This window comes from Pseudomonas sp. RT4P38, from assembly GCF_054897765.1.
In genome coordinates this window covers 660,630-680,911 of record NZ_CM142703.1, presented here as the reverse complement: position 1 = coordinate 680,911, position 20,282 = coordinate 660,630, and the positions used below count along the sequence as shown (strand labels likewise).

18 protein-coding genes and 2 pseudogenes are annotated in these 20,282 nt (G+C 59.8%); 13 read left to right on the top strand and 7 right to left on the bottom strand.

Going from position 1 to position 20,282, the window contains the following annotated elements; all coding sequences use genetic code 11:
- The first annotated feature begins 31 nt into the window (after positions 1 to 31).
- Positions 32 to 1,834: an acyl-CoA dehydrogenase gene (locus tag ACYZT7_RS03165; protein WP_462039907.1), complete on the top strand. Its 1,803-nt coding sequence runs from the start codon at positions 32 to 34 to the stop codon at positions 1,832 to 1,834.
- A 198-nt stretch (positions 1,835 to 2,032) separates the two neighbouring features.
- On the opposite strand, the gene ACYZT7_RS03160 is transcribed toward ACYZT7_RS03165, so the two are convergent.
- From ACYZT7_RS03160 to ACYZT7_RS03145, 4 genes and pseudogenes are all read right to left on the bottom strand, one after another.
- Positions 2,033 to 2,764: a methyl-accepting chemotaxis protein gene (locus ACYZT7_RS03160; protein WP_462041733.1), complete on the bottom strand. Its 732-nt coding sequence runs from the start codon at positions 2,762 to 2,764 to the stop codon at positions 2,033 to 2,035.
- A gap of 135 nt (positions 2,765 to 2,899) precedes the next feature.
- A pseudogene (locus ACYZT7_RS03155) lies at positions 2,900 to 3,925 on the bottom strand (HAMP domain-containing protein); the annotation flags it as partial.
- A 145-nt stretch (positions 3,926 to 4,070) separates the two neighbouring features.
- Entirely contained in the window at positions 4,071 to 4,373 is a 303-nt protein-coding gene (locus ACYZT7_RS03150; RefSeq protein ID WP_462039906.1) for a cell division protein ZapA, read from the bottom strand.
- Positions 4,370 to 4,600 (bottom strand): hypothetical protein, encoded by a 231-nt coding sequence (locus ACYZT7_RS03145; protein ID WP_008149645.1) that lies wholly within the window; start codon positions 4,598 to 4,600, stop codon positions 4,370 to 4,372. Before ACYZT7_RS03145 ends, ACYZT7_RS03150 begins: the two co-directional genes overlap by 4 nt.
- Positions 4,601 to 4,809: 209 nt before the next feature.
- Between ACYZT7_RS03145 and ACYZT7_RS03140 the strand changes: the two are divergent.
- From ACYZT7_RS03140 to selO, 5 genes and pseudogenes are all read left to right on the top strand, one after another.
- Positions 4,810 to 5,646 (top strand): annotated as a pseudogene (locus tag ACYZT7_RS03140) (MCP four helix bundle domain-containing protein); the annotation flags it as partial.
- Positions 5,629 to 6,501, top strand: a complete 873-nt coding sequence (locus tag ACYZT7_RS03135) for a methyl-accepting chemotaxis protein (protein WP_461979566.1) — start codon at positions 5,629 to 5,631, stop codon at positions 6,499 to 6,501. The pseudogene ACYZT7_RS03140 and the gene ACYZT7_RS03135, both read left to right, overlap by 18 nt.
- Before the next feature lie 167 nt (positions 6,502 to 6,668).
- Positions 6,669 to 8,411, top strand: a complete 1,743-nt coding sequence (locus ACYZT7_RS03130; protein WP_462039905.1) for a potassium/proton antiporter — start codon at positions 6,669 to 6,671, stop codon at positions 8,409 to 8,411.
- 34 nt (positions 8,412 to 8,445) lie between these two features.
- The gene (gene mscK / locus ACYZT7_RS03125) at positions 8,446 to 11,796 is read left to right on the top strand and encodes a mechanosensitive channel MscK (RefSeq protein WP_462039904.1); all 3,351 of its coding nucleotides are present in this window, start codon (positions 8,446 to 8,448) and stop codon (positions 11,794 to 11,796) included.
- A 48-nt stretch (positions 11,797 to 11,844) separates the two neighbouring features.
- Positions 11,845 to 13,308: a protein adenylyltransferase SelO gene (selO, locus tag ACYZT7_RS03120; protein WP_462039903.1), complete on the top strand. Its 1,464-nt coding sequence runs from the start codon at positions 11,845 to 11,847 to the stop codon at positions 13,306 to 13,308.
- Between the two features lie 6 nt (positions 13,309 to 13,314).
- On the opposite strand, the gene ACYZT7_RS03115 is transcribed toward selO, so the two are convergent.
- Positions 13,315 to 13,716, bottom strand: coding sequence for a helix-turn-helix domain-containing protein (locus ACYZT7_RS03115; protein ID WP_462039902.1), 402 nt, complete (start codon positions 13,714 to 13,716; stop codon positions 13,315 to 13,317).
- Positions 13,713 to 14,009, bottom strand: a complete 297-nt coding sequence (locus ACYZT7_RS03110) for a type II toxin-antitoxin system HigB family toxin (RefSeq protein WP_134419711.1) — start codon at positions 14,007 to 14,009, stop codon at positions 13,713 to 13,715. Before ACYZT7_RS03110 ends, ACYZT7_RS03115 begins: the two co-directional genes overlap by 4 nt.
- A gap of 195 nt (positions 14,010 to 14,204) precedes the next feature.
- Here ACYZT7_RS03110 and trxC point away from each other — a divergent pair, with 195 nt between their 5' ends.
- On the top strand, positions 14,205 to 14,639 hold the full coding sequence (gene trxC, locus ACYZT7_RS03105; protein WP_462039901.1) for a thioredoxin TrxC: 435 nt from the start codon (positions 14,205 to 14,207) through the stop codon (positions 14,637 to 14,639).
- 196 nt (positions 14,640 to 14,835) lie between these two features.
- On the opposite strand, the gene ACYZT7_RS03100 is transcribed toward trxC, so the two are convergent.
- Positions 14,836 to 15,606 carry a ParA family protein gene (locus ACYZT7_RS03100; RefSeq protein WP_462039900.1) on the bottom strand — a complete coding sequence of 257 codons (771 nt, stop codon included), beginning with the start codon at positions 15,604 to 15,606 and terminating at the stop codon, positions 14,836 to 14,838.
- Positions 15,607 to 15,961: 355 nt separating this feature from the next.
- On the opposite strand from ACYZT7_RS03100, the gene ACYZT7_RS03095 reads away from it, so the two are divergent.
- The 6 genes from ACYZT7_RS03095 to ACYZT7_RS03070 are packed head-to-tail and all read left to right on the top strand — an operon-like array spanning position 15,962 to position 20,198.
- Positions 15,962 to 16,687, top strand: a complete 726-nt coding sequence (locus ACYZT7_RS03095) for a beta-ketoacyl synthase chain length factor (protein WP_462039899.1) — start codon at positions 15,962 to 15,964, stop codon at positions 16,685 to 16,687.
- Positions 16,663 to 17,472: a lysophospholipid acyltransferase family protein gene (locus tag ACYZT7_RS03090; protein ID WP_462039898.1), complete on the top strand. Its 810-nt coding sequence runs from the start codon at positions 16,663 to 16,665 to the stop codon at positions 17,470 to 17,472. Before ACYZT7_RS03095 ends, ACYZT7_RS03090 begins: the two co-directional genes overlap by 25 nt.
- Complete coding sequence (locus ACYZT7_RS03085) at positions 17,453 to 17,713, top strand: phosphopantetheine-binding protein (RefSeq protein ID WP_462039897.1); 261 nt, start codon at positions 17,453 to 17,455, stop codon at positions 17,711 to 17,713. The genes ACYZT7_RS03090 and ACYZT7_RS03085 overlap by 20 nt, the downstream gene beginning before the upstream one ends.
- Before the next feature lie 9 nt (positions 17,714 to 17,722).
- Complete coding sequence (locus ACYZT7_RS03080; protein WP_017336166.1) at positions 17,723 to 17,977, top strand: acyl carrier protein; 255 nt, start codon at positions 17,723 to 17,725, stop codon at positions 17,975 to 17,977.
- Positions 17,974 to 18,519 (top strand): COG4648 family protein, encoded by a 546-nt coding sequence (locus ACYZT7_RS03075; protein ID WP_462039896.1) that lies wholly within the window; start codon positions 17,974 to 17,976, stop codon positions 18,517 to 18,519. The genes ACYZT7_RS03080 and ACYZT7_RS03075 overlap by 4 nt, the downstream gene beginning before the upstream one ends.
- Complete coding sequence (locus tag ACYZT7_RS03070) at positions 18,516 to 20,198, top strand: AMP-binding protein (protein WP_462039895.1); 1,683 nt, start codon at positions 18,516 to 18,518, stop codon at positions 20,196 to 20,198. Before ACYZT7_RS03075 ends, ACYZT7_RS03070 begins: the two co-directional genes overlap by 4 nt.
- The last annotated feature ends 84 nt before the right edge of the window (positions 20,199 to 20,282 follow it).

Below are 20,282 nucleotides of genomic sequence, written 5' to 3'. Positions count from 1 at the left end.
CTCGGTCCATTCCAAAAAAAGGTAGGCCGCCATGTCCGAGACGTTGCTCAGTTCCCGCAATCTGGCTTTCGAGCTGTATGAAGTCCTCGATGCCGAGGGCCTGACTCAGCGTGAGCGTTTCGCCGAGCACAACCGCGAGACCTTCGACGCCGCCATTGGCACCGCCCGCAACATCGCCGAGAAGTTCTTCGCCCCGCACAATCGTAAGGGCGACGAGAACGAGCCGCGCTATGAGGACGGTCAGGCGATTCTGATTCCGGAAGTGAAACCGGCGGTGGATGCCTTCCTTGAAGCCGGTTTCCTCAACGCCGCACGCAGTTTCGACGCGGGCGGGATGCAACTTCCTACGCTGCTGTCTCAAGCCTGCTTCGCGCACTTTCAATCAGCCAACGCGGCGTCGACCTCTTATCCGTTCCTGACCATGGGCGCGGCGAACCTGATCGAAAGCTTTGGTACAGAGGAGCAAAAGCAGCGCTTCCTGCAGCCGATGATCGATGGCCGCTTCTTCGGCACCATGGCCCTGACCGAGCCGCACGCCGGCTCGTCGCTGTCGGATATTCGTACCCGAGCAGAGCCTGCGTCTGACGGCACGTATCGACTCAAGGGCAACAAGATCTTCATCTCCGGCGGCGATCACCCGTTGTCGGAAAACATCGTGCACATGGTGCTGGCGAAATTGCCGGACGCACCGGCCGGGGTGAAGGGTATTTCGCTGTTCATCGTGCCCAAGTTTCTGGTCAACGATGACGGTAGCCTGGGCAAACGTAACGACGTGCTGCTGGCCGGCTTGTTCCACAAGATGGGCTGGCGTGGCACTACCTCCACCGCGCTGAACTTTGGCGATAACGGCGAGTGTGTCGGCTACCTTGTGGGCAAGCCGCACCACGGCCTGAGCTACATGTTCCAGATGATGAACGAAGCGCGGATCGGTGTCGGCATGGGCGCGGTGATGCTCGGTTACGCCGGTTATCTGTACTCGCTGGAATACGCCCGCGAACGTCCGCAGGGTCGCGTGCCGGACAGCAAGGACCCGAACACCGCGCCGGTGGCGATCATTCAGCACGCCGACGTCAAACGCATGTTGCTGACTCAGAAAGCGTACGTCGAAGGCTCGTTCGACCTCGGGCTGTACGCGGCGCGGCTGTTTGATGACACCACGACCCTTGAGACTGAAGCCGAGCGCAAACAGGCCCACGAGCTGCTGGATTTGCTCACGCCGATCGTCAAATCCTGGCCGTCGGAGTTTTGCCTGAAGGCCAATGAACTGGCGATCCAGATACTTGGCGGCCACGGTTACACCCGCGAATATCCGGTTGAGCAGTACTACCGCGACAACCGTTTGAACCCGATTCATGAAGGCACGCACGGTATTCAGTCGCTGGACCTGTTGGGCCGCAAACTGGCGCAGAACGGTGGCGCGGGGCTCAAGCAACTGATTCGACTGATCGCCGACACTGCTGAGCGAGCGCAGGCGCATGAGTCGTTGACCGCGCTGCGTGAACCGCTGGAGAAACTGGTGGCACGCCTGCAAACGGTGACGATTGGTTTGCTGACGGATCTGGGGCAAGGCAAGGTCAACAGCAGCCTGGCGAACTCGGCGCTGTACCTGAAGGTGTTCGGGCACACAGTGATTGGCTGGCGCTGGCTGGAACAGGCGATTCGCGCCGAAGAAGGGTTGGCCAAAGGGAATGCGGCGGATGTGAGCTTCTATAAGGGCAAGCTGCAGGCGGCGCGGTATTTCCTGACGTGGGAAGTGCCGGGTTGCCACCATGAGCTGGCGATTCTTGAGGCTCGGGATGATGTGTGCCTGGGGATGCAGGATGAGTGGTTTTGATAATTGACTGAGGCGTTCTTCGGGTACTCATCAGGCTCAAAAACCAGCCCTCACCCCAGCCCTCTCCCGGAGGGAGAGGGAGCAGATTTTCATGGTTTTCGAAGCCTAAGCTCGACTCGATATTTCAGGTCGATGTAGCTCTAAGAACAGCTCGGTCAGTCCCCTCTCCCTCTGGGAGAGGGTTAGGGTGAGGGGCTTTCAGGTCAATCTGAACCCACCCATCTGCCGCGCCAAATCATCCGCCAACCGCTGCAGCGTCTGACAATCCTCACGACAAGCCCTGACTTCCCCCGCCGTTGCCCGAGCCAAATCGGAAATCCCCTGCACGTTGCGGTTGATCTCTTCGGTCACCGCCGACTGCTCTTCCGTCGCGGTCGCTACTTGATGGTTCATGTCGCTGATCCGCTCGACCTGCCCGGTAATCGCCGTCAACGATGCCCCGGTGCGCTGGCTCGACTCAACCCCAGTGCCCGTCGCCGCCTGCCCCGAATGCATCGACGACACCGCGTTCTCCGCGCCTTGCTTGAGGCTGCCGATCATCTGCTGAATCTCATCCGTCGACGACTGAGTCCGCCGCGCCAACGTGCGCACCTCATCCGCCACCACGGCAAATCCACGGCCCATGTCCCCGGCTCGTGCCGCTTCAATGGCCGCGTTGAGCGCCAGCAAATTGGTCTGCTCGGAAATCCCGCGAATCACCGCCAACACCTGATCGATGGACGCCACTTGATGGGCCAACTCACCTACCGCACTCGCGGCGAGGCCGATTTCGGCGGACATGCTTTCAATATGCCGAATCGATCCGCCTACCACTTCTCGCGCCTGCATCGCTTCATCGCGGGCAGTTTGCGAAGCCACTGCCGCATTGCCGGCGTTCTGGGCGATTTCCTGCACCGTCAGGCCCATTTCGTGGACGGCGGTGGCGACCATGTCGGTCATTTCCTGCTGACGGCCGGAACGCTCTGCGGTGTTGTCCACCACCCGCGCCACTTGGCCGACGGCCGTGCGTAAACGCTCGCTGGTGGTCAGCACTTCGCCGATCATGTCACGCTGGCTTTCCAGGAATCGATTGAAGCCGCGAGCCAAGTCACCCAGTTCATCGGCGCGACTGGAATCTAACCTGTGGGTCAAATCTCCCCCACCGCTACCGATTGCTACCAGCGCTGCTGTTACCTGACGGATCGGCCGCACCAATCCACGTGCCAACAACACCACCAGCATCAGGCAAACCAGCGCCACCGCCAGGCCGATACCGCTGCTCATCCACATCGCGCGGCGGGCTTCGGCGTAGATCTGCGACTGTGGCACTTCGGCCACCAGCGTCCAGCCCAGGTCACGCAGCGGCAGGCTCAGCGCCAGATAATCTTCGCCTTCGCGCACGAAGCTACTGCTGGTGGCAACTGTTTGACCCATCACCGCTTGCGCGGCCGGCGCGCCGATTTGCTCGGCCAAGGAGCGTTTGCCGCTGAATTGCGCCTCGGGATGAACCTGGATCAAACCGTCGGAACGCACGAGATAGACCTTGCCGCGTTCACCGAAGTTGAAGTTGTGGATCAGCTCCGACAGCTCTTTCATGCTCAGGCCAAGCCCGGCGACGCCCACGACTTTGCCGGCCTGTTCGACCTTGAGGTCGATGAACAGCGCCAATTCGCCGGTCGCGGTGTCATTGTCGATATTGAGGGTGCGCGGCTGATTGCTGTCGAGAAACGAGTAGAACCAGGCGTCTTTGGGGTTGGAACGGCTGAGGGTCCGGTCCAGACCTTTTTCAGTGAAGTAATTGCTTGAGGGAGTGCCGACGATCAGCGCGGTAAAGGCCTTGTGCTCGGCGCGGATGCCTTCCAGATACTGCACGAACGTGGCGGTCTGGGCACTGTTTTCACCCCCTGCGAGCCAGTCGCGCACCATGCTGTTGCTGGCGATGTCCTTGGCGGCGGTGAGGGGTTGAACGAGGATTCGCTCGATGTCGTTGCGCATCGCTTCGATGCTCGACGGCAGCGCTTGTTCGACCAGATAGCGCTGGGCGAGACGGTTGACCACGAGGGTATAAACGCCAACCACGATCAGAATACTGACCAGCAGGGCCGTGCCCATACTCAGGATCAACTGCCATTGAATACTGCGTCGCCAGAATTGCATGGAGCACCCCCAAAGAATAAGAGGCTGAAACACTGCAACAGCCGTGCCGATTGTATACAACGCAAACGACAATTTATTCTTTGGTTGTGCGCAAAGCCGATCAGGCCTGATTGATCGTCTTGGAGATCACTTCAACCGTGGCGCTGACTTGCTCTTGGTAACGGTCGAGTTCCTGCTTGTGCTGTTTCTGCATGTCGATCTGCTGGGAGCACAGATTCATCGCCGCCAGCACCAGCAAGCGGTCACCGATCAGCGTCGGGTACTTCTTTTTGGTGTCAGCCAGGGCAGCCTTCAGCATTAATGCGGCGTCCAGCAGGGTTTGCTCTTCCCCGGCCGGCGCCTTGATCGAATAGTCCTCCCCCAGGATTGAGACGACTTTTACCCCTGCGGCGCCGTGACTCATGCGCTGACTGGGCCGGCGCTGACGCGCTCAACCAGGGCCTGGATACGTGCAGCGGTGGCACCTTGTTTCTCTTCCTGCTCCATCAGGCTCAACTGCAGGCTTTCGTTTTCATCCTTGGCCTGGGCCAGTTCTGCGCTCAGGGTTTGGTTGGTGCCGAGCAGGGTCTGGTTCTGTTGCACCAGGTCGCTGACCAGCTGTTCCAATTGGCTTAGGGATGCTTCCAACATTTTGATTTTCCAAGCATTTTCAAAGGGCGCGTACGATAAAGAAAAGTCACCACGGATGCCAGGGTTATTGGGGCGCAAGGCCTTGATTTTCCTGGCGGGCGACCTTCCTCGCGAACTTTAAAGACTGTGATTGGTGGATCTGGTTCCTGCACTTCGTCGCCGGAGCGGTTGTGCGACAAAAACGCGCAGGGGCTCAAGACTTTAGTCGTATGACCGATAAGTCACCCGTACGTCAGTCTCAGCGCGGCACGGATGCGCTCTTTTCGGTAAATACCATGTCCCTTCGTAATATGAATATCGCACCACGGGCGTTTCTCGGTTTTGCCCTGATTGGCGGCCTGATGTTGGTTCTGGGTGTGTTTGCCTTGAACCAGATGAGCAAGATTCGCGGCGCCGCCGAGGACATCACCTCAAGCAGCGTACCGAGCATCAAAAGCCTCGACGAGTTCACGCAACTCACCCTGCGCCTGCGGGTGTTGTCCTACCGTTTGCTGGTGAACCGCGAGCCGGAGGTCCAGCAAAAGACCATGGAACTGCTGGAAACTCGCAATCAGCAGATTCGCGCCGCTCAGGCGATTTACGAAAAACTGATCACCGACCCGCAGGAACGTTCGGCCTACGACCAGTACGTGCAGTTGCTCGGCCAGTACCGTCAGATTGAAGACCGCATGAAGACCCTGTCGCGCAACAATCAGGTCGATGAATTGCGCACACTGCTCAACACCGATTTGCTGACCAACTCCGAAGCGATCAACGTCGTGCTGAACCGTTTGCTGGAGATCAACACCCAGCAAACCGTCGACACCAATCAGCAAGCTGCCGACCAGTACGCCTCGGCCTTCAACCTGGTGGTCACCCTGCTAGTGATCGCGACCGGCCTGACCCTGCTTTTCGCCTGGTTGCTGACCAACAGCATCACCAAGCCGATCGCCAATGCCCTGAGCGCCGCCGAAGAAATTGCTGAAGGCAACCTGACTCGCCCGATCACAGTCGATGGTGAGGACGAAGCCGGCCGTTTGCTGCTGGCCATGTCGAAGATGCAGGACAAGCTGCGCGACACCCTGCAACGGATTTCCGGCTCTGCCACGCAACTGGCGTCTGCCGCTGAAGAACTCAACAGTGTCACTGACGAAAGCGCCCGCGGCCTGACCCAGCAGAACAACGAAATCGAACAAGCCGCCACCGCCGTCAATGAAATGACCAGCGCCGTAGAAGAAGTCGCGCGCAATGCCGTCAGCACGTCCGAAGCCTCGAAAAACGCCACCACCTCTGCCGGTGATGGTCGCGACCTGGTGCAGGAAACCGTCAGCGCCATCGAACGCATGAGCGCCGACGTCCAGAGCACCGCGACCCTGATTGGCGACCTGGCCAACGAGTCCCGTGACATCGGCAAAGTGCTGGACGTGATTCGCGGCCTGGCTGACCAGACCAACCTGCTGGCGTTGAACGCGGCCATCGAAGCAGCCCGTGCCGGTGAAGCCGGTCGTGGTTTCGCCGTGGTCGCTGACGAAGTTCGTGCCCTGGCCCATCGTACTCAGCAGTCGACCAGCGAAATCGAACGCATGATCGGCAGCATCCAGAGCGGCACCGAGCACGCGGTGGATTCGATGCGCAACAGCACCGAGCGCGCCGAGTCGACGTTGAACATTGCTCGTGGTGCTGGCATATCGCTGGACACCATTAACAGTGCGATCGTCGAAATCAACGAACGCAACCTGGTGATCGCCAGCGCCGCCGAAGAGCAGGCGCAGGTGGCCCGCGAAGTGGACCGCAATCTGGTGAACATTCGTGATCTGTCGGTGCAGTCGGCAACCGGGGCGAATCAGACGAGTGCTGCCAGCAATGAGTTGTCGCGGTTGGCGTTGGACCTGAACAATATGGTTGGGCGGTTTAGCCTCTAAAGAGCACCGCGAACTCTGTGGCGAGGGGATTGCACCCGGAGTTGCGGGTGTCATCGGCTTGCTGCAAAACCTTTTTGACAGCATCACATTTCAACAGGTTAGAATCGCTGGCACGCAGACTGCATGGTCAGTTTGTGCCCGCCTTTCAGCTTTCTGGAGTACTGCCTTTGAATGCTACCACCATCAACAGCCTGTTCTTGATCGGCGCGTTGCTGGTAGGTGCGAGCATTCTGGTGAGCTCACTTTCATCGCGCCTCGGTATCCCGATTCTGGTGATCATCCTCGCGGTGGGCATGTCGGCCGGCGTCGACGGTGCCGGCATTGTTTTTGATAACTACCCAACGGCTTATCTGGTCGGCAACCTCGCCCTGGCAGTCATCCTGCTCGACGGCGGCTTGCGCACCCGGGTTTCCAGCTTCCGCGTGGCGTTATGGCCGGCGCTGTCGCTAGCGACGGTCGGGGTGTTGATTACCACCGGGCTGACCGGCATGGCAGCCGCCTGGCTGTTCAACCTGAACCTGATTCAGGGCCTGCTGGTCGGCGCGATCGTCGGCTCCACCGACGCTGCGGCGGTGTTCTCGCTGCTCGGCGGCAAAGGCTTGAACGAACGGGTCACCGCCACCCTCGAGATCGAGTCCGGCAGCAACGACCCGATGGCGGTGTTCCTCACCGTAACCCTGATCGACATGCTCGCCAGCGGCCAGACCGGTCTGCACTGGAGCCTGCTCGGGTACTTTATGCGTGAATTCGGTATCGGTGCCGTCATCGGCCTGGGTGGCGGCTGGGTCATGCTGCAACTGGTCAACCGTATCCACCTGGCCACCGGCCTTTATCCGATTCTGGTCATTGCCGGCGGGTTGGTCGTGTTTGCCCTGACCAATGCCTTGCACGGCAGCGGCTTTTTGGCGGTGTACCTGTGCGGCCTGGTCATCGGCAACCGCCCGGTGCGCAGCCGCCACGGCATTTTGCACATGCTCGATGGCATGGCCTGGCTGGCGCAAATCGGCATGTTCCTGGTGCTGGGGTTGCTGGTGACGCCCCATGACTTGTTGCCGATTGCCCTGCCCGCTCTGGGTCTGGCGCTGTGGATGATTCTGTTTGCCCGGCCGTTGTCGGTGATGGTCGGTCTGCTGCCGTTCAAGGCGTTCCATGGGCGCGAGAAAGCGTTCATTTCCTGGGTCGGGTTACGCGGCGCGGTCCCGATCATTCTGGCGGTGTTCCCGCTGATGGCCGGCCTGCCCAACGCCCAGCTCTACTTCAACCTCGCCTTCTTTATCGTGTTGGTGTCGCTGCTGGTGCAGGGTACGAGCCTGCCATGGGTGGCGAAGCTTTTGAAAGTGACCGTTCCGCCGGAGCCTGCTCCGATTTCCCGTTCCGCGCTGGAAGTGCACGTCACCAGTGAGTGGGAGCTGTTCGTTTATCGCCTCGGCGCCGAGAAATGGTGCATCGGCTCGCCCCTTCGGGAACTGAAAATGCCCGAAGGCACTCGCATTGCAGCCCTGTTTCGTGGCCAGCAACTGCTCCATCCGTCGGGTAGTACGGCGCTCGAAGTCGATGATTTGCTGTGTGTAATCGGCCATGAACACAACCTCCCGGCCCTCGGAAAACTCTTCAGTCAGGCACCGCAACGAGGCCTCGATTTGCGCTTCTTTGGCGACTTCGTACTTGAAGGAGACGCCCAGTTGGCCGCGGTTGCTGCGTTGTACGGATTGAAAGTGGAAGGCATCGACCCGGACATGTCCCTGGGCCATTTCATTGCCCAGAAAGTGGGCGGTGCACCCGTGGTCGGTGACCAGGTGGAGTGGAACAACACCATTTGGACCATCGCGGTCATGGAAGGGAACAAGATCGGCAAAGTGGGCGTCAGATTCCCCGAAGGAAGTCGCCCGGGTCCGGGCTTGTTCCTCTAAACTCCATTCTTCGTCTCGTTTTCGATCGGTCTCTATGTCAACCCTGCGCACCTTTTTCATCATGGCCCTGCTGGGCTTGAGTCTTTCTGTCAGTACATTGCAAGCGGCCGAACCGCCGTCCAGCGAAGCCGTGCAGGCGAACCTGAACAAGATCGCCGACCGCAAACTGCCGGAAGCCGATCAGAAAGCCCTGCAGAGCATCCTGCAAAACACGCTGACACAACTCAACAACCAGCGTGATTACGAGCAGAAGCTGGCCGATCTCAAACGGCAACTGGCCAGCGCCCCGAAGCAGAACATCGAGAACCAGCGAGAACTGACCAAGCTCAAAGCCACCAACGTGTTGCCGGTACCGCAACGCTATGCCAAAGAGTCTATTCAGCAACTGGAGCAGATGCTCACTGAGCGCTCCACCCAGCAAAGCGATCTGCAGAAGTCCCTGGCCGACGCCAACAGTCTGGTCACTACCGCCCAGACCCGCCCCGAGCGCGCCCAGGCCGAAATTTCTACCAGCCAGACACGCATCCAGCAGATCAACAACATCCTCAAGGCCGGCAAGGACAACGGCAAGACCTTGACCCCCGAGCAACGCGACCTGCTCAACGCCGAGCTCGCGGCGCTGAATGCCCTGATCCCGTTGCGTCGCCAGGAACTGGCCGGCAACAACCAACTGCAGGACCTGGGCAACAGCCAGCATGACTTGCTCTCGGAAAAATCCGATCGCCTGGATAAGGAAATCCAGGAGCTACAAACCCTGATCAACCAGAAGCGTCTGGCGCAGTCCCAAGAGACCGTGACGCAGCAGTCCATCGAAGCGCAGAAGTCTGGCGGAAGCACGCTGCTGGCCACCGAAAGCGCGGCTAATCTGAAGCTCTCGGACTACCTGCTTAAAAGCACTGACCGCCTCAACGAAGTCACTCAGCAGAACCTGCAGACCAAGCAGCAGCTAGACAACGTGACCCAAAGCGATTCGGCGCTGGACGAGCAAATCAACGTGCTCAAGGGCAGCCTGCTGCTCTCCAAGATCCTCTATAAACAGAAACAGGCCCTGCCGCGCCTCAAGCTCGACCGCGACCTGGCCGACCAGATCGCCGACATTCGCCTTTATCAATTCGAAGTCAGCCAGCAACGGGAACTGCTCAGCAACCCGGCCACTTACGTCGACAATCTGCTGTCTACCCAGCCGCCGGAGCAGGTCACCCCGCCGCTGCGCAAGAGCCTGATGGAGCTGGCCACGACCCGCGTCGACCTGCTGGAGCGGTTGAACCGCGAACTGAGCGCGGTGCTCAACGAATCCATCACCCTGCAACTCAATCAGAAACAATTGCTCAGCACCGCGCAAAGCCTGCGGGCGACCCTCGATGAGCAAATGTTCTGGATTCCCAGCAACAAGCCGCTGGACCTGGAATGGATGCGCGCCGTGCCGGAGCGCCTGGAACGTCAGGTCACCACGCTGCCGTGGGCGTCCAGCCTGAGCGAGTTGAGTGATGGCCTGACCCAGCGGCCGTTGCTGTTCCTGCCGCTGGCGTTGCTGATCGGTGCCCTGTTGTGGCGGCGCAAGAACCTCTATGCCCGACTGAACAAGGTTCACCAGGACATCGGCCACTTCAAGCGCGACAGCCAGTGGCACACGCCGCAGGCAATTCTGATCAACATTCTGCTGGCGATGCCGGTCTCTCTGGGCCTGGCCTTGTGTGGCCTGGCCTTGCAGATCGACGCTCGCGGGCAAAACGCCAACATGGGCGCGGCGCTGCTGCAAATGGCTCAGGCCTGGCTGGTGTTCTACACCGCTTACCGGATCCTCGCGCCAGGCGGCGTGGCCGAACTGCATTTCCGCTGGGAAAAACCTCAGGTCGAGTTCCTTCAGGGCTGGGTCCGCCGACTCGGGCTGGTGGTGATGGCATTGGTCGCCGTGGTGGCGGTTGCCGAGCTGCAACCCGCGACCCTGGCCGATGACGTGCTTGGCATGCCGGTGGTGTTGACCTGCTACGCCTTGATGGCCTGGCTGCTCAGTCGCCTGCTGATCAGCAGCCCGACGCACCAGAACGCTTCGCTGTTTCGTAAAGCCGTCGGGATCATGTTCACCGTCCTGCCGGTCGCGTTATTCGTGGCGGTGTGCTTCGGCTATTACTACACCGCGCTGAAGCTCAGCGATCGGTTGATCAACACCCTGTACCTGCTGATGTTCTGGCTGGTGATCGAAGCCACTTTCGTCCGAGGCCTTAGCGTTGCCGCACGGCGCCTGGCCTACCAGCGCGCCCTGGCCAAACGCCAGGCCGCGAAAGAGGCCGGCGACGGCGAAGCGGTGATCGAAGAGCCGACGCTGGATATCGAGAAGGTTAACGAACAGTCCCTGCGCCTGATCCGTCTGGCGCTGCTCGGCGGGTTCATCGCGGCGCTGTATTGGGTCTGGTCCGACTTGATCTCGGTGTTCTCGTACCTGGACAACGTCACCCTCTACGAATACACCAGCGGCACCGGCGCCAACATGAGCATGGTGCCTATCAGCATTGGCGACATGCTCGGCGCGCTGATCATCATCGGCATCACCTTCGCCCTCGCGCGCAACTTGCCGGGGTTGCTGGAAGTGTTGGTGTTGTCGAAGCTGAACCTGGCTCAGGGCAGTGCGTACGCCACCACCACGTTGCTGTCTTACGTGATCGCTGGTGTCGGTTTCGTCTCGACCCTGTCGACGCTCGGCGTGAGCTGGGACAAGTTGCAATGGCTGGTGGCGGCGCTATCGGTAGGTCTCGGTTTCGGGATGCAGGAAATCTTCGCGAACTTCATCTCCGGGATCATGATCCTGTTCGAACGCCCGGTGCGGATCGGCGACACGATCACCATCGGCAACCTGTCGGGCACGGTGAGCAAGATCCGCATCCGCGCCACGACCATCACCGACTTCGACCGCAAGGACATCATCGTCCCGAACAAGACGTTCATCACCGGGCAACTGATCAACTGGTCCCTGACCGACACCATCACCCGAGTGACCCTCAAGCTCGGTGTCGATTACGGCTCGGACCTGGACCTGGTCAAGGAGTTGCTGCTCAAAGCCGCGCGCGATAACCCACGAGTGCTGAAAGACCCGGAACCCCACGTGTACTTCCTGAACTTCGGCGAAAGCACCCTCGACCACGAGCTGCGCATGCATGTGCGCGACCTCGGTGACCGTAACCCGGTGCTCGATGAGGTCAACCGCTTCATCAATCGCGAGTTCAAGAAGCAGCACATCAATATCTCGTTCCGGCAGATGGAGGTTTATCTCAAGAACCTTCACGGCCAGGAATACAAAATGGTACCCATCGAGCCTGAAGCCAAAACTATCGTACCGCTGGTTGACGGCAAATCGCCGCAAGAGCCACCACCGGCCAAGCTCGACTAAGCGGCTTATCCCTAGCAGAATGCTCGGACATTCTGCTGGAGATGGCCCTTGAAAGCCCTCGACGAACTGACCTTCGATAATCGTTTCGCCCGCCTGGGCGATACGTTTTCCGCCCACGTGCTGCCCGAACCCATCGACAACCCGCGCCTGGTGGTGGCCAGCCCCGCCGCCATGGCGCTGCTCGACCTCGACCCTGCCGTGGCCGAAACCCCGGAGTTCGCCGAACTGTTCAGCGGCCATAAGCTCTGGGCCGACGCGGTCCCGAGGGCGATGGTCTATTCAGGTCATCAGTTCGGTTCCTACAACCCGCAGCTGGGCGATGGCCGCGGTCTGTTGCTGGGCGAGGTCTACAACGAGGCCGGCGAGCATTGGGACCTGCACCTCAAGGGTGCCGGCCAGACGCCCTTTTCGCGCATGGGTGATGGGCGGGCAGTTCTGCGATCCTCGATCCGCGAGTTTCTCGCCTCCGAAGCGCTGAATGCCCTGAACATCCCGACCACCCGCGCACTGTGCGTGATCGGCTCCGACACGCCGGTGTGGCGCGAGAAGCAGGAACGCGCAGCCATGGTCCTGCGCATGGCGCCGAGCCATGTGCGTTTCGGGCATTTCGAATATTTCTACTACACCAAACGCCCCGAGAAGCAGAAAGAACTCGGCGAGCACGTGCTGGCCATGCATTTCCCGGAATGCCTGGAACAGCCGGAACCGTACCTGGCGATGTTCCGTGAAATCGTTGAGCGCAACGCTGAGCTGATCGCCAAATGGCAGGCCTATGGGTTCTGCCACGGCGTGATGAACACCGACAACATGTCGATCCTCGGCATTACCTTCGACTACGGCCCGTTCGCCTTCCTCGATGATTTCGACGCTAACTTCATCTGCAACCACTCCGATGACCAGGGTCGTTACTCCTTCAGCAACCAGGTGCCGATCGGCCAGTGGAACCTCAGCGCCCTGGCCCAGGCCCTGACGCCGTTCATCAGCGTCGAAGCCCTGCGCGAAACCCTCGGCCTGTATTTGCCGCTGTACCAGGCCCATTACCTGGACCTGATGCGCCGCCGCCTCGGTTTCACCACAGCCGAAGATGATGACCAGAAACTGCTGGAGCACCTGCTGCAACTGATGCAGAACAGTGGCGTCGACTACAGCCTGTTCTTCCGCCGTTTGGGGGAAGAATCACCGGAACTGGCCGTCGCCCGTTTGCGCGATGACTTCGTCGACATCAAGGGATTCGATGCCTGGGGTGAGCTCTACATCGCCCGGGTTGCTCGTGACGGCGAAGTTGATCAGGCACAACGCCGCAAACGGATGCACGCGGTCAATCCGCTCTACATCTTGCGTAACTACCTGGCGCAGAAAGCCATCGATGCGGCGCAGAGTGGCGACTATTCAGAGGTACGTCGGCTGCACGCAGTGCTGAGCAATCCGTTCGAGGAGCAGCCGGGGATGGAGAGTTACGCTGAGCGACCGCCGGAGTGGGGCAAGCATCTGGAGATCAGTTGCTCTTCCTGAACCCGGTCAGATAAAGGTCTCCACCGACACTCCGAAGCGCTCGGCCAACCAGCGGATCTGCCGCAGGTTGAGCTGACGCTTGCCGCTCAAGATCTCGGATACCACCGATTGGGTGCCGACGCCGGGCAGATCGCCCTGGTTCAGACCGTGTTCGCGCATCATGTAGCCGAGAACCTCTGCACCAGAGGCCTCGCGCATGGGGTGATGCTTACGATCCCACTCTGCAATCCAGTCACCGATGATGTCCACCAAGCTCATCAACGGGTGCGACTCATCATCCCCGGTCATCTCAAGCAATTCATCAAGTGCCTGCGCCAAAATGTCATAGTCGTCTTCGTTTTTCGGTTTTCGAAGCAATGGCGAGACGAACTCCCAATGCTCGGCAGCTTTTTTGATCAGAACACTCATGCCCTTCCCTCCTTCCATTTACCGCGGTCATATTCGCGGTGATCCAGCACATGCTTTATATAAAGCTTTTGAGACCGATACCTGACAAAAGCGATCAGCCGCAACTTATTGCCACCAATGTCGAACACATGAAACTCGCCGACTTTGTCAGTCGCGGGGAAAATCGACTTCATCGCCGCGAAATCTCCCGGGTTACTCCCTTTGGCAAGTCGATACCACTGCTCCAGTGCATTGGCTGCCCGCGGCCACTTTTCCTTGGCTTCATGGATTGGTTTTTCGGTGAACACATGCATGCAACATCCTTATCGCATTCTGCTATGGGGAGTTAATCACAGACAAAAAATATCGCAAGTTGCGATAATCCTGAGCAGACCAACGGTCTCGCCCAGTACAACTCAGCCTAGTTTTATCGCCAGACGCTGCACGATTGAAAATGTGAGCAGACGTCTCCACATAGAGGACATCGGCTTCTTTACAGGATCATCCGCATGACCGACCCACTCCTCATCCCCTGCCCTCACTGCAACGGCCTCAACCGCATCCCCGCCGAACGCCTCAACGACCATCCAAAATGCGGCCGCTGCAAAGCCGAAGTCCTGCTGAATAAACCCTTCGAACTGAAGCAAAGCGATTACGTCAGCCAGATCAAAGGCGATCTGCCGTTGCTGGTGGACGTTTGGGCGGAATGGTGCGGGCCGTGCAAGTCGTTTGCGCCGGTGTTCGAGCAGGCGTCGGTGCAATTGTCGGGCAAGTGTCGACTGGCCAAGCTGGACAGCGAGGCAAACCAGCAGCTGTCGGCGCAATTGGGGATTCGTTCGATCCCGAGTCTGATTCTGTTCAAGGACGGCAGGGAAGTCGCACGCCAGAGCGGGGCCTTCCCGTTACCGCAGTTGATGAGCTGGTTACGTAGCCAAGGGATTTAGAACCACCACAAATAAATGTGGGAGCGAGCCCTGTGGCGAGGGGATTTATCCCCGTTGGGCTGCGGAGCGGCCCCGGCATTTCAAAGTTAAAGCGCGTTTACGACTGCTTCGCAGCCGAACGGGGTGGTGCGGCATTCCGATAAATCCCCTCGCCACAGGGCTCGCTCCCACAGTGGTTCGGTGTCAGTAACGGCAGTCAGGTTTTTTCCAGCAGGTTATGCAGATCGACGAATTGCTGCGTCAGCTTATGACGCGGATCGAGGTGGATCAGCGGCGTGTTGGCCTGGTGGGATTCACGCATGCGCACCGAACTACCCAGGTACACAGGCAACACCGGCAGGCCTTCGGCGATCAGTTCGTCGAGGATTTGCTGGGGCAGACTGGCGCGAGCCTGGAACTGGTTAACGACAATCCCTTCAACTTCCAGCCCTTCGTTGTGGTCCTCCTTCAATTCTTCGATCTCTGCCAACAGGCCGTACAGCGCCTGACGCGAGAAGCTGTCGCAATCGAAGGGGATAAGCACACGATCAGCGGCAATCAAGGCCGAAACGGCGTAGAAATTTAGCGCTGGCGGGGTATCCAGGTAGATGCGGTCGTAATCTTCCCCTAGCTCCTCAAGCAGTTTGCGCAGCTTGTTGATCTTGTGTTTGGCCTCAAGCTTGGGCTGCAGGTCAGCCAACTCGGCGGTCGCGGTGATGACGTGGAGGTTGTCGAACGGGGTTTCGTAGATATCGACCTGGTTTTTCTTCGAGAACGGTCCGGAAGACAGGGTTTGTTTGAAAAAGTCCGCAATGCCCATCGGAATATCATCACCGGTGAGCCCCGTCAGGTACTGAGTGGAGTTGGCCTGAGCATCGAGATCCACCAATAGGGTGCGATAGCCCTCGCTCGCGCTGACCGCCGCCAGATTGCAGGCAATGCTGGATTTGCCTACGCCACCTTTCTGATTGAACACCACGCGCCGCATGTCAAAACCTCCGTGTATCAAAGAATGACCGAGTGTAGTAGTCCATAACGTTGCTTAGCTACCTCCCCGGCATACGGACTACACAGTCAGGTGTGATCTCACGCGGAAAAAACCATGAACTCGTGCATTCCTTGCCGACAGAGCCGACAGACAGGCCGGGCGCAATGTGGATAATGGCCAAACGACAGCCACGCACGAACTAACCGGTACATTTCATTGAGCAAAATGTAACCATCATTTGCTACACGCCCGCCGCAACGGGATAATGCGCGCCACTCGGCGTCAAGCGCCACGTAAGGTAGTTCGCGTTTTTTGCGACTCACCGCGTCAAGGAAGCCCGCAGGGGCGGGATGTAATGTCTGTGATCAACTTCAACATCGCCCAATGGCGCGCGTGGGCCCCTGGGCTCGAAAGCGTGGACGATTGGCAGGCCTGGAGCCGACAACCGGTCGTGCTTGCGAGCAGCGATGCCGCCCCCGACGTCTCGTTTCTGCCGGCCATGCAGCGCCGTCGACTGAGTCGTCTGGCGCGGATGGCGTTCAGTGTCGGATGGCCTTTGGCCGATGGTCGCCAGGACCTACCGTTGGTCTTTATTTCTCGCCACGGCGAAACCCCGCGCACCTTCGATATTCTCAGCGATCTGGCTGCAGATCAGCCGCTGTCGCCGACTCAATTCAGCCTGTCCGTGCACAACGCGATCATCGGCCTGTGGTCGATCATGCGGGGTGAAACCAGCGAAATGACTGCCCTCGCTGCAGCCGGCGATGGCCTTGAACACGGCATGCTAGAGGCCGCGGCTTTGCTTGGCGAAGGCGCACCCGCGGTATTGCTGATCGTCACTGAAGAGCAACCGCCCGAAGCCTACTCGACCTGGATCGACGACGTGCCGTTCCCTTACGCGGTCGGTCTGCTGATCACCCCCGGCAACGACTGGCAGCTGTCCCTGAACAGCGCCACGGATGAGTTGTCCAAAGCCCACTGGCCCCATGCCCTGAACCTATTGAGTACCCTGCTCGGCCAGCAGACAACCTGTCAACATGCCTGGAAAAATCGTGTATGGACCTGGCAACGCAACCAGTAATCGACAAAAACCGCGACGCCTATTACTGGCGCCTGCTGGCTACCGCCGCAAGCTTTACCCTGTTCGGGTTGGGCGGGCTGTGCCTGCGCCTGGTGGTTTTCCCGGTGCTGAACTGCCTGCCCGGCGATGCCCGGACACACCGGCGGCGAGCGCGGCAGACCGTCGCTCGCCTGTTCTGGTTTTTTGTGCGATTCATGGCTCGCACCGGCGTGCTGACTTACGACATCCAGGGTGCCGAAAAACTCGGTCGACCCGGGCAAATGATCATCGCCAATCACCCGTCACTGATTGATGTGGTGTTCCTGATCGGCCTGGTGCGCCACGCCAACTGCGTGGTCAAGAAAAGCCTCTGGGAGAACCCTTTCACCCGCGGCCCGCTAGGCAGCACCGAATACATCAGCAACGACGGCAGCATGGACATGCTCGATGCCGCTGCCGATGCGCTTAAAAGCGGCCAGACCCTGATCATCTTTCCCGAAGGCACGCGCACCCAACCGGGTCAGCCGCCGGCCTTCCATCGGGGTGCTGCGGCGATCGCGCTGCGCGGTGCGAAAATCCTTACCCCAGTAATCATCAAGGTCAGTCCGACCACATTGACCAAGGCCGAACCCTGGTATCGGATCCCCAAACGCCGCGTGCACTTCAGTTTCCGTGTCGGGGCCGATATAGACCCACAAGCCTTCGCCGCGCTGGGCCCTGCTCCACAGGCCTCGCGCAAGCTCAACGACTATTTGCATCATTACTTTATTAAGGAGCTCGCCGAAGATGAGCGATCTACACCGTGAAATCAAAGAACTGATCATCGACGCCCTGGGCCTTGAAGACATCAGCGCCGACGACATCGGCGACGACCAGACGCTGTTCGGCGAAGGCCTGGGCCTGGATTCGGTAGACGCCCTGGAACTCGGCCTGGCGATCCAGAAAAAGTACGGCATCAAAATCGACGCCGACGCCAAAGACACCCGCAATCATTTCAGCAACGTGACGAGCCTTGCGGCGTTCGTCACTGCAAAACAGGCAGCTTGAGATCGGACCATGCAAACTCGTGACGACATTTTCAACACCCTGCGCGATGCTCTGGTCGAGCTCTTCGAGCTGGACCCCGAGCGCGTGAGCCTCGAATCCAACCTGTATCAGGATCTGGAAATTGACAGCATTGACGCGGTCGACCTGATCGATCACATCAAACGCCAGACCGGCAAGAAAATCGCCGCCGAAGAATTCAAAACGGTGCGCACGGTCAGCGACGTGGTCGAGGCGGTCTACCGTCTGGTTCAGCCGGCCGCATGAGTCGATTGATCGGCCTTGGCCTGCTGCTGGCGGGTCTGCTGTACCCCTTCGCGGTGTATTTCGGCATGGAGCATTTCGCCCCATGGCAGTTCGGTCTGCTGCTGGGCAGTCTGTGGCTGGCTCGGGCACTGCTCGGCGCGCGCCGTCCTGGCAGCCTGTGGATGGCGATCACCGCGATCGTTTTTTGCCTGTTGCTGGCGCTGTTCGACAGCCCGCTGTTGCTGCGCTGGTACCCGGTGCTGATCAGCGCTTTCATGCTCGGGCTGTTTGGCCTGAGCCTGAAATACGGCCCACCGATGATCGAACGCCTGGCGCGTATGCGTGAACCGCAACTGCCGGCCAAGGCGATTGTTTATACGCGCCAGGTGACGATCGCCTGGAGCGTGTTTTTCCTCTGTAACGGTTTACTCGCCGCCGCCCTGACCCTCTGGGCGCCGCTGAGTTGGTGGATGTTGTACACCGGCCTGATTTCCTACGGATTGATGGGCCTGCTGTTTGCCATTGAATGGCTTATACGACAACGGGTACGAGGCCACCCATGAATTGGATAAAACTTGAGCAACTGTTGCTCAAGGCGCAACCGGAACGTGCCGTGACGGCCGAACCGACGCTGAATCACGCGCAACTGTGCGTACATGCATTGAGCCTCGCCGCGGGCCTGCAAGCCCAAGGCGTGCGCCGCATTGCGGTGCACCTTGAGGATGCCGCCGACCTGGCAATTGCCCTGCTGGGTGCCTGGCGTGCCGGGGTCAGCGTGCTGCTACCCGCGGACCTGCAAGCCCAGACTCGACAGCGCTGGTCGACCGAAGTCGATCTGTGGCTGACCGATCAGGCCGATGACGCGCACCTGAGCGATTACCGGCATCCACCGTTGATGCCCGCCGTACTGGATCTGGATCGTTGTTCGCTGAGCCTGTGCACGTCCGGTTCCAGTGGCGAGCCCAAGCGCATCGACAAAACCCTGCGCCAACTGGCCAATGAAGTCGAAGCGCTGGAGCAACTCTGGGGTGCCGATCTGGACCAGGCTTGCATCATTGGCAGCGTCGCCACTCAGCATATTTACGGATTGTTGTTTCGAGTGCTGTGGCCGCTGTGCGCCGGGCGCTCGTTTGTGCGCAAGCAGCTGGCATTCCCTGAAGACCTGCAGCGCGCCAGCCGCGAACACCCGGCGTTTGCCTGGGTCGCCAGCCCGGCGCTGCTCAAGCGCATGGGCGACAACCTGGACTGGCCCGCTTTAAGCGCGGTTCGCCGAGTATTTTCCTCCGGCGGTGCATTACCGGCCGAGGCCGCGCAACGCCTTCAGCAACGCCTGCAGCAATGGCCGACGGAAATCCTCGGCAGCTCGGAAACCGGCGGCATCGCCTGGCGTCAGGGCGACGCTCTCTGGCAGCCCTTTGCGGACATCGAATTGAGCCAGGACAGCGACGGCGCCCTGCTCATTGCTTCGCCGTACTTGCCGCACGGCCATATCGAACACACTGCGGACGCCGCCAGAATCGCTGCCGACGGCCGATTCGAACTGCTCGGACGGCTGGACCGGATCGTCAAACTGGAAGAAAAACGTATCTCGCTACCGATGCTGGAACAGGCCCTGATGGCCCACGACTGGGTCGCCGAAGCGCGTCTTGGCGTGGTTCAGGAGAACCGCGCTTCGTTGGGTGCGCTGCTGGTGCTGACCGAGTCAGGCCTGCATGCCTTGCGCAATCAGGGTCGACGTACCCTCACGCAAGAACTGCGTCAACATCTGAGCCAGCATTGCGAAGCCTTGGCCTTGCCACGCCGTTGGCGCCTGTTGCGGCATCTGCCGCTGAACGCTCAGGGCAAACTGCCCCAGGCTACCGTTGAAGCCCTGCTGCTGACGCCGCGCCCAAAGGCGCCGGAGGTGCTGGAGCAGATCGAAGTCGATGGTGAGTGGAGCCTGCAACTGGCGGTACCACCCGACCTCGCCTACTTCAGCGGCCACTTCCCCCAGGCGCCGGTATTGCCCGGTGTGGTGCAAGTGGAATGGGCGTTAACGCTGGGCCAGCAATTGATGGATCTGCCGGCAAGATTCGCCGGCATGGAAGTGCTGAAATTCCAGCAACTGGTGCGCCCCGGCGATGAAGTCCAGCTGCACTTGCGCTTCGATCCGACGCGCAGCAAGTTGTATTTCGCCTATCGCAACGAGACCGCGACCTGCTCCAGTGGCCGGATCTTGCTGGAGGCTGCAGGCGATGCATAACCTTGGTGAGTGCGGCGCACTCAATCGCGAGCAAGCTCGCTCCCACAGGGGATTGGTGTTTGACAGAGATCCAATGTGGGAGCG